At 61.1% G+C, this 13,855-nt stretch carries 13 protein-coding genes and 1 pseudogene; 8 read left to right on the top strand and 6 right to left on the bottom strand.

Annotation, left to right across the window (positions count from 1 at the left end; genetic code table 11):
- Nucleotides 1-154 precede the first annotated feature (154 nt).
- Nucleotides 155-2,365 carry a bifunctional (p)ppGpp synthetase/guanosine-3',5'-bis(diphosphate) 3'-pyrophosphohydrolase gene (locus tag QZ964_RS11890; RefSeq protein WP_292531873.1) on the top strand — a complete coding sequence of 737 codons (2,211 nt, stop codon included), beginning with the start codon at nucleotides 155-157 and terminating at the stop codon, nucleotides 2,363-2,365.
- Between the two features lie 42 nt (nucleotides 2,366-2,407).
- Here QZ964_RS11890 and QZ964_RS11885 read toward each other — a convergent pair whose 3' ends face one another.
- Together QZ964_RS11885 and QZ964_RS11880 are read right to left on the bottom strand one after the other, a co-directional pair.
- On the bottom strand, nucleotides 2,408-2,872 hold the full coding sequence (locus QZ964_RS11885; protein ID WP_292531872.1) for a GNAT family N-acetyltransferase: 465 nt from the start codon (nucleotides 2,870-2,872) through the stop codon (nucleotides 2,408-2,410).
- Nucleotides 2,873-3,025: 153 nt separating this feature from the next.
- Nucleotides 3,026-3,903 (bottom strand): annotated as a pseudogene (locus QZ964_RS11880) (GyrI-like domain-containing protein).
- Nucleotides 3,904-4,017: 114 nt separating this feature from the next.
- On the opposite strand from QZ964_RS11880, the gene QZ964_RS11875 reads away from it, so the two are divergent.
- The 6 genes from QZ964_RS11875 (at nucleotide 4,018) to recO (ending at nucleotide 8,443) form a co-directional block, all read left to right on the top strand.
- The gene (locus QZ964_RS11875; RefSeq protein ID WP_292531871.1) at nucleotides 4,018-4,773 is read left to right on the top strand and encodes a pyridoxine 5'-phosphate synthase; all 756 of its coding nucleotides are present in this window, start codon (nucleotides 4,018-4,020) and stop codon (nucleotides 4,771-4,773) included.
- 240 nt (nucleotides 4,774-5,013) lie between these two features.
- The gene (gene lepB, locus QZ964_RS11870; protein ID WP_292531893.1) at nucleotides 5,014-5,784 is read left to right on the top strand and encodes a signal peptidase I; all 771 of its coding nucleotides are present in this window, start codon (nucleotides 5,014-5,016) and stop codon (nucleotides 5,782-5,784) included.
- A 19-nt stretch (nucleotides 5,785-5,803) separates the two neighbouring features.
- Nucleotides 5,804-6,511, top strand: a complete 708-nt coding sequence (gene rnc / locus QZ964_RS11865; protein WP_292531870.1) for a ribonuclease III — start codon at nucleotides 5,804-5,806, stop codon at nucleotides 6,509-6,511.
- A complete protein-coding gene (era, locus tag QZ964_RS11860; RefSeq protein ID WP_292531869.1) occupies nucleotides 6,508-7,434 on the top strand; it encodes a GTPase Era in 927 nt (308 codons plus the stop codon). The genes rnc and era overlap by 4 nt, the downstream gene beginning before the upstream one ends.
- 42 nt (nucleotides 7,435-7,476) lie before the next feature.
- On the top strand, nucleotides 7,477-7,704 hold the full coding sequence (locus QZ964_RS11855) for a DUF1737 domain-containing protein (RefSeq protein ID WP_292531868.1): 228 nt from the start codon (nucleotides 7,477-7,479) through the stop codon (nucleotides 7,702-7,704).
- Between the two features lie 7 nt (nucleotides 7,705-7,711).
- On the top strand, nucleotides 7,712-8,443 hold the full coding sequence (gene recO, locus QZ964_RS11850) for a DNA repair protein RecO (protein ID WP_292531867.1): 732 nt from the start codon (nucleotides 7,712-7,714) through the stop codon (nucleotides 8,441-8,443).
- 150 nt (nucleotides 8,444-8,593) lie between these two features.
- Here the strand turns inward: recO and QZ964_RS11845 are convergent, their stop codons facing one another.
- Nucleotides 8,594-8,836, bottom strand: a complete 243-nt coding sequence (locus QZ964_RS11845) for a hypothetical protein (protein ID WP_292531866.1) — start codon at nucleotides 8,834-8,836, stop codon at nucleotides 8,594-8,596.
- Between the two features lie 245 nt (nucleotides 8,837-9,081).
- Here QZ964_RS11845 and parC point away from each other — a divergent pair, with 245 nt between their 5' ends.
- On the top strand, nucleotides 9,082-11,346 hold the full coding sequence (gene parC, locus QZ964_RS11840; RefSeq protein WP_292531865.1) for a DNA topoisomerase IV subunit A: 2,265 nt from the start codon (nucleotides 9,082-9,084) through the stop codon (nucleotides 11,344-11,346).
- 36 nt (nucleotides 11,347-11,382) lie between these two features.
- Here parC and QZ964_RS11835 read toward each other — a convergent pair whose 3' ends face one another.
- Genes QZ964_RS11835 through QZ964_RS11825 form a run of 3 tightly spaced genes read right to left on the bottom strand, consistent with a single transcriptional unit; the run spans nucleotide 11,383 to nucleotide 13,428 of the window.
- Complete coding sequence (locus QZ964_RS11835; RefSeq protein ID WP_292531864.1) at nucleotides 11,383-12,357, bottom strand: hypothetical protein; 975 nt, start codon at nucleotides 12,355-12,357, stop codon at nucleotides 11,383-11,385.
- Nucleotides 12,296-13,003 (bottom strand): hypothetical protein, encoded by a 708-nt coding sequence (locus QZ964_RS11830; RefSeq protein WP_292531863.1) that lies wholly within the window; start codon nucleotides 13,001-13,003, stop codon nucleotides 12,296-12,298. The genes QZ964_RS11835 and QZ964_RS11830 overlap by 62 nt, the downstream gene beginning before the upstream one ends.
- A gap of 35 nt (nucleotides 13,004-13,038) precedes the next feature.
- The gene (locus QZ964_RS11825; protein WP_292531862.1) at nucleotides 13,039-13,428 is read right to left on the bottom strand and encodes a hypothetical protein; all 390 of its coding nucleotides are present in this window, start codon (nucleotides 13,426-13,428) and stop codon (nucleotides 13,039-13,041) included.
- Nucleotides 13,429-13,855: the final 427 nt, after the last annotated feature.

The raw sequence follows: 13,855 nt of genomic DNA, 5'->3' as shown, positions 1-13,855 counted from the left end.
GCGCCACGCCGCTGTTGGTCACGGCGGCTAGGCTGCGCTATCCTCGGCGCGCTACACCCGCCGCTCCGGCGCAGCCTGCCTTGCCTCTTGCGTGAATTTGCGCACGGGGTCCGGCCGACGCGTCGGCGCACAACCAGTCTTTGGCGCCACGCGCATGATGCGTCAGTACGAGCTTGTCGAACGCGTGCGGAAGTATAACCCGCGCGTCGACGAGGATTTGTTGAACCGAGCCTATGTCTACGCGATGAAGGCGCATGGGGCGCAGACCCGCGCCTCCGGCGACCCCTATTTCTCGCATCCGCTCGAAGTCGCCGCCATCCTGACCGATCTGAAGCTCGACGACGCGACGATCGTCGCGGCCGTGCTCCACGACACGCTCGAAGACACCAATGCGACGCGCGAGGAGATCGACCGGCTGTTTGGAGAACAGATCGGCAAACTCGTCGAGGGCCTGACCAAGATCGAAAAGCTCGATCTGGTCACCAAGCAGGCGCGGCAGGGCGAGAATTTCCGCAAATTGCTGCTCGCCGTCGCCGAAGACGTGCGCGTGCTCCTCGTCAAGCTCGCCGACCGGCTGCACAATATGCGCACGCTGCACTTCGTGCCGCAGGACAAGCGCGCGCGCATCGCTCAGGAGACGCTCGACATTTATGCGCCGCTCGCCGGCCGCATGGGCATGCAGCGTCTGCGCGAGGAACTTGAAGGCCTCGCCTTCCGCCACCTGATGCCGGAAGCGCATCAGACCATCGAACAGCGGCTGCATGATCTGCGCGCGAAGAACGGCCGCATCATCAAGCGCATCGAGGACGAACTGACCAAGGAGTTTGCGGCGCGCGGCATCACCGCGGCGGTCACCGGGCGGCAGAAGACGCCTTATTCGGTGTGGCGAAAGATGGAGCGCAAGTCGATCTCTTTCGAGCAGCTATCCGACATTTTCGGCTTTCGAATCATCGTCGGGACCGTCGAGGACTGCTATCGCGCGCTCGGCGTCGTGCATACGAAATGGCCCAATGTCCCCGGCCGCTTCAAGGACTATATCTCGACGCCGAAACAGAACGACTATCGTTCGATCCACACGACTGTGATCGGTCCCGGCCATCAGCGCGTCGAACTGCAGATTCGCACCGCCGAAATGCATGAGATCGCTCGCTTCGGCATCGCCGCCCACGCGCTTTATAAGGACGCGATCGGCGCGCAGGGCCGTGAGGAGCTCGCCAAGGAAAGCCGCGCCTTCCGCTGGCTGCAGGAAACCCTCGATCTGCTCGCGCATGGCGACAGTCCCGAGGAATTCCTCGAACATACCCGCCTCGAACTGTTTCAGGATCAGGTGTTCTGCTTCACGCCGAAGGGCGGATTGATCGCGCTCCCGCGCGGCGCGACGCCGATCGATTTCGCCTATGCCGTGCACACCAAACTCGGCGATTCAGCCGTCGGCGCCAAAATCAACGGACGCGTCGCCCCGGTGCTGTCGCAGCTCAAGAACGGCGACGAGGTCGAGATCATCCGCGCCGAGGGCCATGTGCCGCCGGCCGCCTGGGAGGCGGCGGTCGCGACCGGCAAAGCGCGGGCCGCGATCCGGCGCGCGACGCGCGACGCCGTGCGCCAGCAATATGCCGGACTAGGCCGGCAGATCGTCGAGCGGGCTTTTGAGCGCGCCGGCCGGGTCTGGAGCGAGGACAAGCTGAAAGGGGTGCTGCGGCGGCTGGCGCATCCGTCGGTCGAAGACGCGCTTGCGGCAGTTGGCCGTGGCGAAATCTATTCGGGCGACGTCGTCAAGGCGGTCTATCCGGACTTCAGCGAAGAGCGCAAGGCGGCGCCCACCGCCATCGGTCCGGGCGAACCGGGATGGTTCGGCGTCAAGGCGAACGCCAATGTCGTCTTCAAGGCGCCGGGCGCGAAAGACGATGGCGGCGGCGCGATTCCGATCCGCGGCCTGCAGGGCGACGCCCCGGTGCGTTTTGCGCCGGATGGCGGCGCCGTGCCGGGCGACCGCATCGTCGGGATTTTCACGCCCGGCGAAGGCATCACCATCTATCCGATCCAGTCGCCGTCGCTCACCGCTTTTGATGATCAGCCCGAGCGCTGGCTCGATGTGCGCTGGGATATCGAAGCCGGCTCCTCGGCGCTGTTTCCCGTCCGCATCGTCGCGACCGCGATCAACGAGCCGGGCACGCTCGGCGCGCTGGCGACGCTGATCGGCGAAACCGGCGCCAATATCGACAACATCAGCTTCAAGGCGCATTCGCCGGATTTCCGCGAAATGACCTTCGATCTCGAAGTCGCGGACTTGAAACACCTCAACAGCATCGTGACGCGCCTGCGCGCGAGCCCGCTGGTGAGCAAGGTGGAGCGGATGATTGGGTGAGGCGGTTACGGCGTTAGAGTTTCAGACAGTTCGCTTGAACTATCATTTGATGGTTTCAGCGCCAATTTCCTTGGTCATCTGAATGCAGTCGGAGGCCAATCCTCTCAGTTCCGACTCGTCCCAGATATCTTTTTTCCATCCCATTTTTTCATAGAAGCCCACAGCGTCGGGGGCTGAGTTGACCAACAAGGTCGTTATCCCGAGACGCCGTGCATAGGCTTCGGTCAGCGATGAAAGCATACTTCCGTGCCCCGACCGCTGCGCGGCTAGCGCAATCGACACCAGCCTCACAACTCCCGAGCAGGAGCCAGCTTCGTCAAGACGAACGGCGCCAATCGGACGCCCATGCAGCCTCAACAACAATGGGTGATTGGCATCGAGGCGTTCGTCCGGATGATTTTCGTTATAGTTGTGTCTTCCCTTTGCTTCCCACAAAACCGTTCGGCGAAGGAAATGATAATCCTTCCAGTCATCTGGGCTCTGCACTTCAGCAAGTTCGTGGCTCATCAGAAAATTTCCAAGCCATGCCAATTCAGTTTGAATCGCTCGCACGTCACTCCCAAGGCGCGTCTCGTGCGCGATCGGCCGATAGTGTTTTAGTGCAATCGTTGATGATCGTCATTGCAAGGAGCGTAACGCCTGCAACGCCCCGTGCGGACCCTATTTCAGCGGCAAATAAATCTCGGTCAGATGGCGGTGCTCCGGCGTATCGTGATCGAGGTTCAGATAGTGGAAATAGACCGGGAAATCCCGCAGTTCTTCTCCCGAACCCGGCAGCCAGTCGCGATAGAGCGCATAAACGCTCTCGTCGATCCGGTCGCGAGAACCGGCGTGGATCGTCATGGCGCAGCGGCCACCGGGGATCGTCTTGGTGACGACGCCGTGCTCATTGGCGGGAACCGGCGCCGGCGCCGAGCCGCAAATATCGAAGCGGAACTCCTCCGGCGGCGTCGTGTTGGGTCGTTATAGGGCACGCCATAGGTCTCGCATTGGCTGACCGGAGAAAGCCCGGACGACTTTCGCCAGGCGATGAAGCGCTGCACTGAGACGTTGAGCAGCGCCGGCGCGCCGCGATGTTCGAGCGCCGCGACCAATACGGGTTCGACGTCGATGATCTTTACGTCCATGTCATTCGTCCTTTCGCTGGCTGGAAGGCTGCGAGATCGCGCGCTCCATGACGCCCAGTCCGGCGTCTTGCGGAACGCGCTGGGCGTCTGGCCGAATGCGGCCTTGAAGGCGCGAGAGAAGGATTCAGGATTTTCGAACCCCGAATCCAAGGCGATGTCGATGATCGGCGCGGTCGGATTGAACGCCAGTCGATAGGAGGCTCGCTTGAGCCTCATGAATTGAATGTAGCGTGCGAGGCTGATCCCGCAGTGCTGGGAGAATTGCCGATGAAAGTGGAATTTTGAAAAGTTCGCCACTTCGCTCAACGCGTCGACGGTCAGCTCTTCGTCGAGATGCCTGTCGATGTAATCCAGCACGCGGTTGATGCGTCGCGCGTAAACGGGTTCCTTTGATCTTGTCCTGATCTCCATCCTCGCATCGTAGCAAGCGCGAGGACCGGCTTCTTGACTGAAATTGCTCTTTGCGCCGCCGCGCCGGCCGCGCGCCCAATGACAAACCGTCTACCCGCGCGCTATAGGAGCGTGATGACCTCGCCGCCCCTTCGCCTCGGCGTCAACGTCGATCACGTCGCGACCGTCCGCAATGCGCGCGGCGGTCCGCGGCCCGACCCCGTGCGCGCCGCGCTCCTCGCCATCGACGCCGGCGCCGACGGGATCACCGCGCATCTGCGAGAAGATCGCCGTCACATCAACGACGCCGACATGGCGCGGCTGAAGGCGGCGATCTCGAAGCCGCTCAATTTCGAAATGGCGGCGACCGAGCAGATGCTCGACATCGCCGTCGCGACGTCGCCGCACGCCGTCTGTCTGGTGCCGGAAAAGCGCACCGAGCGCACGACCGAGGGCGGCCTCGATGTCGTCAGCCAGCACGACTACCTGATGCCCTACGTCGATCAGCTCACCCGCGAAGGCGTGCGCGTGTCGCTGTTCATCGAGCCATCGCGGGAGGCGCTCGACGCCGCAGTCTCGATCAAGGCGCCGGTGGTCGAGCTCCATACCGGCGCCTGGTGTCACGCGCTCGAGGTCGGCGATACGGGCCGGGCCGAAGCCGAATTCGCCCGGATCGCGGAAGCCGCCGCCTACGGCGCCGCCCGCGGCCTCGAGATTCACGCCGGGCATGGCCTCGATTATGAGACGGCGCGCCGCGTCTCGACGCTGCCGCAGATCGTCGAACTCAACATCGGCCATTTCGTCATCGGCGAGGCGATTTTCGTCGGTCTTGCGGAGGCGATCGCCCGCATGCGCCGGGCGATGGAGGAGGGGCGGGCGCAAGCGCTCTAAGCCCAGCGCGGAAGCGTCACATGCGCCGCGGGCGTTAGCGTTAATCCCCGAATGCGGCCAAGCGCCGGGCGAACGTAGCTAAGCTGGCGCGCGGCCATCCTTTGGCGCGGACCCGTCACGGTCTTATCCGCTGGCGCTGGTTCTCATCGAAGCTGTAGCGTGGTAAGCCGGGCGGCCCGGGCGGGACCCGACGCCGCCCAAACGCATGAGGAGTAAGTCGGCTTGAGCAGGAACGTTCCGGTGGCGCGAAAACGCGAAGAGGGCGGTTTTCTAGAGACCGTAAAGGTCATCGTCGAGGCGCTGGCGATCGCGCTCGTCATCCGCACCCTGCTCTTTCAGCCGTTCAATATTCCCTCCGGCTCGATGATCCCGACCTTGCTCATCGGCGACTATGTGTTCGTGTCGAAATATTCCTACGGCTATTCGAATTACTCGATGCCGTTCGGCCCCGACATTTTTTCAGGCCGCATTCTGGCGTCGCCGCCGAACCGGGGCGACGTCGTCGTCTTCAAGCTGCCGCGGGACAATGAGACCGACTATATCAAGCGCGTCATTGGCCTTCCCGGCGACCGCATCCAGGTCATCGACGGCCGGCTCTACATCAATGGCGTGATCGTTCAGCGCGAGCCGATCGAAAAGGCGGTGACGGAAAATCGCGAGGGGCGCGATATCCCTGTGACGACCTATAAGGAGACGCTGCCTGGGAACGGCGATCATCCGGCGGTCGAACATACGATCATCGAAATCGAGGGCGATCACGGCATCAACGACAGCACCGAGCTGTTCGTCGTTCCGCCCGATCACTATTTCATGATGGGCGATAACCGCGACAACTCGACGGATTCGCGCATCGCGCCGGAGGTTGGCGGCGTCGGTTACGTGCCTTTCGTCAATCTCGTGGGCCGCGCCGAGATCATCTTCTTCTCGGTCAGGAAGGACGAATCGGCGCTCGCCTTCTGGCGCTGGCCGTGGTCGGTGCGTTGGGACCGGCTGCTTCGACCCGTTCATTGACCAGACGCTTGGGCGCGACATGACGCGCGGCCGCGATGAGGCGCTCGCTGCGCTCGAAGCGCGTATCGGATATGAGTTCGCCGACCTGGCGCTGCTCGCCCGAGCGCTGACCCATGTCAGCGCCTCGTCCTCCCGGCGCGATTCATACGAGCGTCTCGAATTTCTCGGCGACCGGGTGCTCGGCGTCGCGGTCGCCCACATGCTTTACGACGCCTTTCCGAACGAGACCGAGGGCGAGCTGTCCCGCCGCCTCGCCGCGCTGGTGCGCAAGGAGACTTGCGCCGAAGTTGCCGAAGCATGGGGCGTCGGCCCGGCGATGCGGCTCGGGGAAGGCGAGGCCCAGACCGGCGGGCGCGGCAAACGCGCCCTGCTCGGCGACATTTGCGAGGCGATCATCGGCGCGACCTTTCTCGATGGCGGCGCGATTGCGGCCGAACGCATCGTCCGCAAGGCGTTCAGCGAGCGTATGGGGGCGAGCGGCCAGGATCTGCGCGACGCCAAGACGGCCTTGCAGGAATGGGCGCAGGCGAGGGGGCTCGCAACGCCCCGCTACCAGATCGTCGGTCGCAGCGGGCCGGACCATGCGCCCTTTTTCGAAGTCGCCGTGGACGTCAAGGGATTCGACGTGACGCCGGGCTCGGGCGCCTCGAAGCGCGCCGCCGAACAGGCTGCGGCGGCGGCCTTTCTGGCGCGCGAAGACGCAGCCGCAGGAAAGGACGAGACGTGAGCGACAGCGACGAACCGGCGCAAGAACAAACGCGTTGCGGCTTTGCGGCGCTCGTCGGCGCGCCCAACGCCGGCAAGTCGACGCTGCTCAATCAGCTTGTCGGCGCCAAGGTCTCGATCGTATCGCGCAAGGCGCAAACGACGCGGGCGCTCGTGCGCGGCATCGCCATCGACGGCGCGGCGCAGATCATCCTTGTCGACACGCCGGGCATCTTCAAGCCCAAGCGGCGGCTTGATCGCGCCATGGTGGCGAGCGCGCTCTCGGGCGCAGCCGACGCCGACGTGATCGCGTTGCTTGTCGATTCGCGCAAGGGCGTCGACGAAGAAGTGGAGGCGATACTCACGCAGCTTCAGCACGCCAAGGCGCCGAAGCTTCTCGTCCTGAACAAGATCGACCTCATTCCCCGCGAGAAGCTGCTTTCGCTCGCGCAGACGCTCAACGCAGGGCAGACCTTCGACGAAACCTTCATGATCTCGGCGCTGAAAGGCGACGGCGTTGACGCTCTGCGCAAGGCGCTGGCGCGGCGCATGGCGCCGTCGCCCTGGCTCTATCCCGAAGATCAGCTCTCCGACGCGCCGCTGCGGCTGCTCGCCGCCGAGATTACGCGAGAGAAGCTCTACGAGCGCCTGCACGACGAGTTGCCCTATCAGTCGACGGTCGAGACCGAGTCATGGACCAATCAGAAGGACGGCTCGGCGCGCATTGAACAGACGATCTATGTCGCGCGCGACAGTCAGAAGAAGATCGTCATCGGCGAGGGCGGGCGCACCATCAAGGCCATCGGCCAGGCGGCGCGCCGCGAGATCGCCGAAGCCGCTGAACAGCCGGTGCATCTCTTTCTTTTCGTGAAGGTGCGCGAGAACTGGGCCGACGACCCCGAACGCTATCGCGAAATGCGCCTGGATTTTCCCAAGGGCGAATAATATCGGTCAAGCCCGGCGATTCGCAGGGCGCTGGAGAGTCGGATGTCTGACGAACGCAAGGCGATGACCGCCTATCGCTTTCTCACCGGGCCGGACGACGCGGCGTTCTGCCATCGCGTGACGGAAGCGTTGAGCCTCGGCTGGCGGCTTTATGGCTCGCCGTCCCTCACATTCGACTCGGCGCAGAACCGGGTGATTTGCGGCCAGGCTTTGATCAAGGATGTCGAGGGTTTAGAATACAAGTCGGACATGAAGCTTTCCGAAGTGTGAGCCTGACATGGAATGGCGCGACGACGCTCTCATCATCGGCGCGCGTCGGCATGGCGAAACTTCCGTCATCCTGGAGTTGATGACCCGGGGACACGGGCGCCATCTCGGTCTGGTGCGCGGCGGCCGCTCGCGCCGGCTTCGTCCGATTCTGCAGCCCGGCAATCTCGTCGACGCTCTGTGGCGCGCGCGTCTTGAGGACCATCTCGGGGCTCTGACAATCGAGCCGCGCGCCGCGCGCGCCGCTCATTTCCTCGATCGCGCCGCGGCGCTCAACGGAGTCGCTTCGCTATGCGCGCTCTTGCGCCTGCTGCCGGAGCGCGATCCTCATGCGGAACTGTTCGACATGGCCGACGCCATTGCAGCGCGGCTGTGCGATATTCACGGTCTTGACGTCGGCGCCGTCATGATGGCGCGGTTTGAACTCGCGCTGCTCGGCGCGCTCGGCTTCGGACTAGACCTCAACGCCTGCGCGCTGACCGGCGCGCGGGACGATCTCGCTTATGTGTCGCCGAAATCAGGACGCGCGGTGAGTCGCGTCGCCGGCGCGCCATGGCGCGACAGACTGCTGCCCTATCCCGACTTTCTTCAGCGCGAAAACACTGGGGCGGCGCAGGCCGATCTCATCGCCGCGTTCCGATTGACCGGATATTTCCTCACGCGCGACGTGCTGAACCCGCGCGGCGTGGCGCTGCCGGCGTCGCGCGATCTCTATATTGGGGCGCTTCTGCGCGCGGCGTGAGCAATGTGGGGCGGGCGCAATCGCGCCGCGGCGCCGGCTAGAGCGCGCGGCGAAAAAGTGGGAACCGGTTTTTCGCGTAGAGCGCGCTCTAAATTATTAGAATTGACCACGTTATCTGCCTTCGGCGAGTCCACCTGAACTCAGCGTGATCTAGTGGTCCTTGTCGCCGCAAATATAGCGGGACTCATGGCTGCTGACGCCATAGCCCTGGTCGATGTCGACAAGCACTTCGCGGCAAAGCGCCTGCATGTCGGCGTCAGCGTCCGGCGCGCGCGGCGCACCGCCCCGCGCGGCGACCGTCGGGCCGGAGACCGATAGCTGCGACCTGTCCAATGCAAGCGAGGCGGTGGTGACGAGCAGGCCGGCGACGAGCAGCAAAAGCAGTTTCTTCATGGACGCCTGTCTTGAAAGCCGCAGAAAACCGGCCAAAAACTCGACCGCGCCGATCCGCGCCATCGCCGCCAAGCTTCTAAAGGACGGGACGCGGCGACTGCAAGAACTTATTTGCATCATTTCGCACAAAACACTCATGCCTCGCCGGCCGTCCCCCGATCGGGAAAGGCCCGCAAAATAGTCCGCTTGCGCCGACGCCGCGGCGGCCATAGTACCGAGCTTGAAGCAAGATTCGGGTTTTTGAGATGACGCAAAAAGGCGGCGGGAGCGGAAAAGGCAAGAGCGCAAGCGACGTTAGCGTGATCGCGCCCGTCGCGCTGCGCGAAGCGCTCGAGGAGCGCTATCTGCGCTACGCGCTGTCGACGATCACCGGCCGCGCGCTGCCGGACGCCCGCGACGGGCTCAAACCCGTGCACCGTCGCATCCTTTACGGCATGCATATTCTGCGGCTCGATCCCGGCGCGCCGTTCAAGAAATGCGCGAAAATCGTCGGCGACGTGATGGGCTCCTTCCATCCGCATGGCGATCAGGCGATCTATGACGCGCTGGTGCGCCTCGCCCAGGACTTCTCCTCGCGCTATCCGCTCGTCGACGGGCAGGGAAATTTCGGCAATGTCGATGGCGATTCGGCGGCCGCCTATCGCTACACCGAAGCGCGCATGACAGCGGTCGCCCGTCTGCTGCTCGAAGGCATCGACGAAGACGCGATCGACTTCATCCCGAATTATTCCGGAGAGGAAAAGGAGCCGGTGGTGCTGCCCTCGGCTCTGCCCAATCTGCTCGCCAATGGCGCGCAGGGCATCGCCGTCGGCATGGCGACCTCGATCCCGCCACATAATCTCGCCGAGCTTTGCGACGCCGCGCTTTATCTCATCTCCCATCGCAAGCCGACCGCCGAACAGCTTCTCACTTTCGTGCAGGGGCCGGATTTTCCCACCGGCGGCATCGTCGTCGACAGGCGCGAGGAAATCATCGAGACCTATCGCACGGGACGCGGCTCGTTTCGCGTCCGCGCGCGCTGGGTGAAAGAAGAGCTGCCGCGCGGCGGCTGGGTCGCGGTCGTGACCGAAATTCCTTACGGGGTGCAGAAGTCGCGCCTCATCGAACGGCTCGCCGAACTCATCTCTGAGCGCAAACTGCCGCTCGTCGCCGACGTGCGCGACGAATCGGCGGAAGACGTGCGCATCGTCTTCGAGCCGCGCGCGCGCACGGTCGATCCGGCGCTGATGATGGAGACTCTGTTCAAGCTCTCCGAGCTCGAAACGCGTTTCGCGATGAACATGAATGTGCTCGTCGACGGCGTGACGCCGCGCGTCGTTTCGCTCGACGAGGCGCTGCGGCAATGGCTCGACCATCGCCGGACCGTGCTGCAACGCCGCTCGCGCCATCGCCTCGCCGCGATCGTCCGGCGCATCGAGCAATTGGAAGGCATGGTCATCGTCTTCCTCAATCTCGACGAGGTGATCCGCATCATCCGCGAAGAGGACGACGCCAAGGGCGAATTGAAAAAGGCGTTCAAGCTCACCGATTTGCAGGTCGAATATATCCTCGATACGCGGCTGCGCGCCTTGCGCAAGCTCGAAGAAATGGCGCTGAAGAAGGAGCTGGGCGAGCTCTCGGCCGAGCGCAAGGACATCGAGGCGCTGCTCGCCGATGACGACAAGCAGTGGAAGACCATCGCCTGGCAGGTACGCGAGCTGAAAAAAGCCTATGGCCCGCAGACGCTGATCGGCAAAAGGCGAACGAGTTTCGAAGACGCGCCTGAGGCGATCGATCTTGATCTCGCCGAGGCGATGATCGAGCGCGAGCCGGTGACCGTCGTCGTCTCGCAGAAGGGTTGGATTCGCGCGCTCAAGGGCCATGTGCAGGATCTCTCGACCCTGCAGTTCAAGGGCGACGATGCGCTCGCCGCGTCATTCTTTGCGCAGACCACGTCGAAAATCATCGCGCTCGCCTCGAGCGGCAAGGCCTATACGTTAGAGGCCTCGAAACTTCCCGGCGGACGCGGCCATGGTGAGCCGATCCGCATGTTCGCCGATATCGAGGAAGGCGCCGATGTCGTCGCCGTGCTGCCGCATGTCGCGGAGGCGTCGCTGCTGCTTGTCACCAATGACGGGCGCGGCTTTGTCGTGGCGCAAGACGATCTACTGTCGTCGACGCGCAAGGGGCGCGCCGCGCTGAACGTCGATCCGCCGTCGAGATTGAAGATTGTGACGCAGGCGGATGGCGATCATGTCGCCATCATCGGGGAGAACCGGAAGCTGCTGGTGTTTCCGTTGAGCGAAGCGCCGCGCATGGCGCGCGGCAAGGGCGTGCGCCTGCAGCGCTATAAGGACGGCGGCGTGTCGGACGCGAAGGTCTTTGCGCTGAAGGACGGCCTGACATGGACCGACGCATCTAGCCGCGTCTTTACGATCGAGAAGACGGAACTCAAGGATTGGATCGGCCATCGCGCCGAGGCGGGACGATTGCCGCCGAGAGGGTTCCCGAGGAATAATAGGTTTGGGTGAGCAACGAATTCACTACAAAGAGCGCAGTTGATGCCGTCATCCGAGAAGGTATTCTAGGATGGCGGATTTCGCGGCGTTCACCATCTGCCGGGACCGTATCTCCCCCACTCCAAATATCTTCCTCCGCAGAGTATCTTCGCCCGCCATCAAAACGTCTCGGACTTCGCCAAATCCATTCGACTTGAGAACACTGATTTGCCAATCGGAAAGGTCCAAGGCGTCGACGCTATTGCTCAGTTGTCTGGATACAACAGCCATAGACATCATGTCGTCGTCCATAACTTTGCTGATGCTGAGATTTCCCAGAGGGATGTTGCGTCCAAATTCAATCATCCGCTTTTTAGAAAGCGTCGGGATAATTCGGTTGAGTTCCTGCAACGGACTCGCCGCCTGGGATAAAAGCGTACCTAGGTGGACGGTAAAGCGGCCGCCTAATTGACTTCTGGTGCCCCGGATAGCCCTATCAAGTTCTTGGACCAATCCGACGTAGGACAATAGAGAAAGCGCTTTGACAACCTCTTGAGGAACGTCTCTGCTGACCCAGAAAAATGACGTCGTTTCGATAGTGCCGCGTGTTTCCGGGTTGAGGTTTCGCCGTGCCAATTCTGGTAAAATATGGTTTTCGACGAAGTCCCGTCCCCAATCGACGATCGATTTAAAAGAAGGAAATTTGTCACCTAACGCGGTGTGTTCCTTCCATATGTCTTCTCGATAATATTCTTTAACCAAGCTTTCTACGTCCTGTGACTTAAAATCACGCAGGCCGCCGACGGTTTTTAAGAGATGGCGCGGATTCCCGTGCGCGCTGTATGCGAGTAACGCAAAATTCTTATCAAAGTTTCCGCCGGGGCGAGCTTGCTTGAGCAATCTCTCGGCGTTATCCCTATCCTCTCCAATTCCTTGGCTCGCTTTCCGCTGTGCCTGTTTGACAACCATTTCTCTCATCGACTCAACGTAGTTTGAGTCCAAAATATCCCGTTCCAGGCGTATGAGAGTCGCGTCGTGCGTCATCTCGAACGCCGGCCCATACGATGTTATCCCCGGATATACAGCAGCGTTGCAAGTGATGAAGGGTGATCTTAAATCTCGAAAAAGAGAAAAAAGCGTGCTGCTGTTCCATGCGAAAAACGTGTGCGGCCTCATCGAATAAGATGCATAGGCGCTCTACGCCGCTCGACTCGCAAACATCTTCAACTGCTCTGACATAGTCGTCTACGTCCGGTATCGTAGATGTATCGATATCTTGTTCTGGATTTCTCCAAGAATCCTCAAACTGTGCCGCAATGCTTTCGAGTTGAATTTTTTTCGCTGACGCGTCGCGGCCTACATGCAAAGTTAGAGAAGCCGCCTCCGGCTCGACTAAGTTCCATGAGCGAAGAGCGCGCGTCGTTTGTCCGCACAGTTTCGCCATCATCCAGTAGAGAAATCTGTTCTTGTTGCGCGCTTGAACCAATGAGCTTTCTTTGAATGAAACATATACAGGCAGCACACGATCAGTCTCAAAACGCGAGTTCATTTCCGCTTCTGCGATGCGGAGCAGGAATGACTTTCCAGTCCCACGACTGCCTTCGATGATGGTAGGTGACTGCCCCTTGATTTCTTCTATTGTCTTCCGATCGGCGCTGGTTTCGACAAACAATTCAGCAATTGCATCCAATCGGAGTTCTTCGGTTCTATACGAAAAAACTGCCATTATTCTGCCTGTCCCCCGATGAGTTTTTGGAATGCTTTTACGTCGCCTGCCAGGGCGTCAATTGCTGGGCTAAGCTGCTCTATTTGATCCCTGTTTAGCGTTCCCAAATAGCGAACGCAAAAAGGGAAGGTGACTACGCGGACAACTTCGTCAAACGGTTTTAGGACCTCGGCTAGACGTACTTCATCGAAGAGGAACGATACGTCATCAAGGTTGTGCACCTTGACATTCTTATGCACGAAATCGGAAAGGCGAGAATAAAGACTGTTGGCTCGATCTGCGTAAAAAGTGCAGTCATTAACAGATTCAGGCATGAAGGCCTCGGCGTATCGAACGCTGAAAACTCCGTTATCATCTGAAGATACGCGGCTCCAGCTGACATCGATCATGCCATTAGCCCATTTTCGTAGGTCAAGGAGATGCGCCGAGTAGTAAAGGGCAGCAACTGCATTCTCAAGAACTGTTCGCTGAGACGCGTAAGATTGTCGATATAAACCTGTTACGCCTTGATAAAGGGCTAAGCCTAGGTCGTGGAGAAGCGCGTTGTATACGAAGCCTTCTGGTTGGTTGCTCGCGATTTCAAAAAGTAAATTTTAAATCAGAAATTTGCTGGTGCGCGTTCGATACTATTGCAGCGCAACTAACAAAAGCCCTTTCGATACACTCCGCTTCGTTTTTGACTATATCTAATACCGATCCCCATTGAAGCAGACTCATTGGGTCTTCACGAATCGGCTTTCGTCTGATTCTAGTTGGCGAACTCCAGGGGGTTCGCCATGGCGGCTGCGATTGGACTGCGGGAAGACTTTGACGCGG

The sequence above is a fragment of the Methylocystis sp. genome, assembly GCF_021731785.1.
GTDB lineage: Bacteria > Pseudomonadota > Alphaproteobacteria > Rhizobiales > Beijerinckiaceae > Methylocystis.
The sequence above is the reverse complement of the archived record's forward strand: the minus strand, read 5'-3'. Positions and strand labels throughout refer to the sequence as shown.

Bases quoted from the DNA above. Each gene is read 5' to 3' on its own strand.
- QZ964_RS11890 (WP_292531873.1), top strand. From the start codon at position 155: ATGATGCGTCAGTACGAGCTTGTCGAACGCGTGCGGAAGTATAACCCG.
- parC (WP_292531865.1), top strand. From the start codon at position 9,082: ATGACGCAAAAAGGCGGCGGGAGCGGAAAAGGCAAGAGCGCAAGCGAC.
- QZ964_RS11885 (WP_292531872.1), bottom strand. From the start codon at position 2,872: ATGAGCCACGAACTTGCTGAAGTGCAGAGCCCAGATGACTGGAAGGAT.
- QZ964_RS11825 (WP_292531862.1), bottom strand. From the start codon at position 13,428: ATGATCGATGTCAGCTGGAGCCGCGTATCTTCAGATGATAACGGAGTT.
- QZ964_RS11835 (WP_292531864.1), bottom strand. From the start codon at position 12,357: ATGACGCACGACGCGACTCTCATACGCCTGGAACGGGATATTTTGGAC.
- QZ964_RS11845 (WP_292531866.1), bottom strand. From the start codon at position 8,836: ATGAAGAAACTGCTTTTGCTGCTCGTCGCCGGCCTGCTCGTCACCACC.
- recO (WP_292531867.1), top strand. From the start codon at position 7,712: ATGGAATGGCGCGACGACGCTCTCATCATCGGCGCGCGTCGGCATGGC.
- QZ964_RS11855 (WP_292531868.1), top strand. From the start codon at position 7,477: ATGTCTGACGAACGCAAGGCGATGACCGCCTATCGCTTTCTCACCGGG.
- rnc (WP_292531870.1), top strand. From the start codon at position 5,804: ATGACGCGCGGCCGCGATGAGGCGCTCGCTGCGCTCGAAGCGCGTATC.
- QZ964_RS11875 (WP_292531871.1), top strand. From the start codon at position 4,018: ATGACCTCGCCGCCCCTTCGCCTCGGCGTCAACGTCGATCACGTCGCG.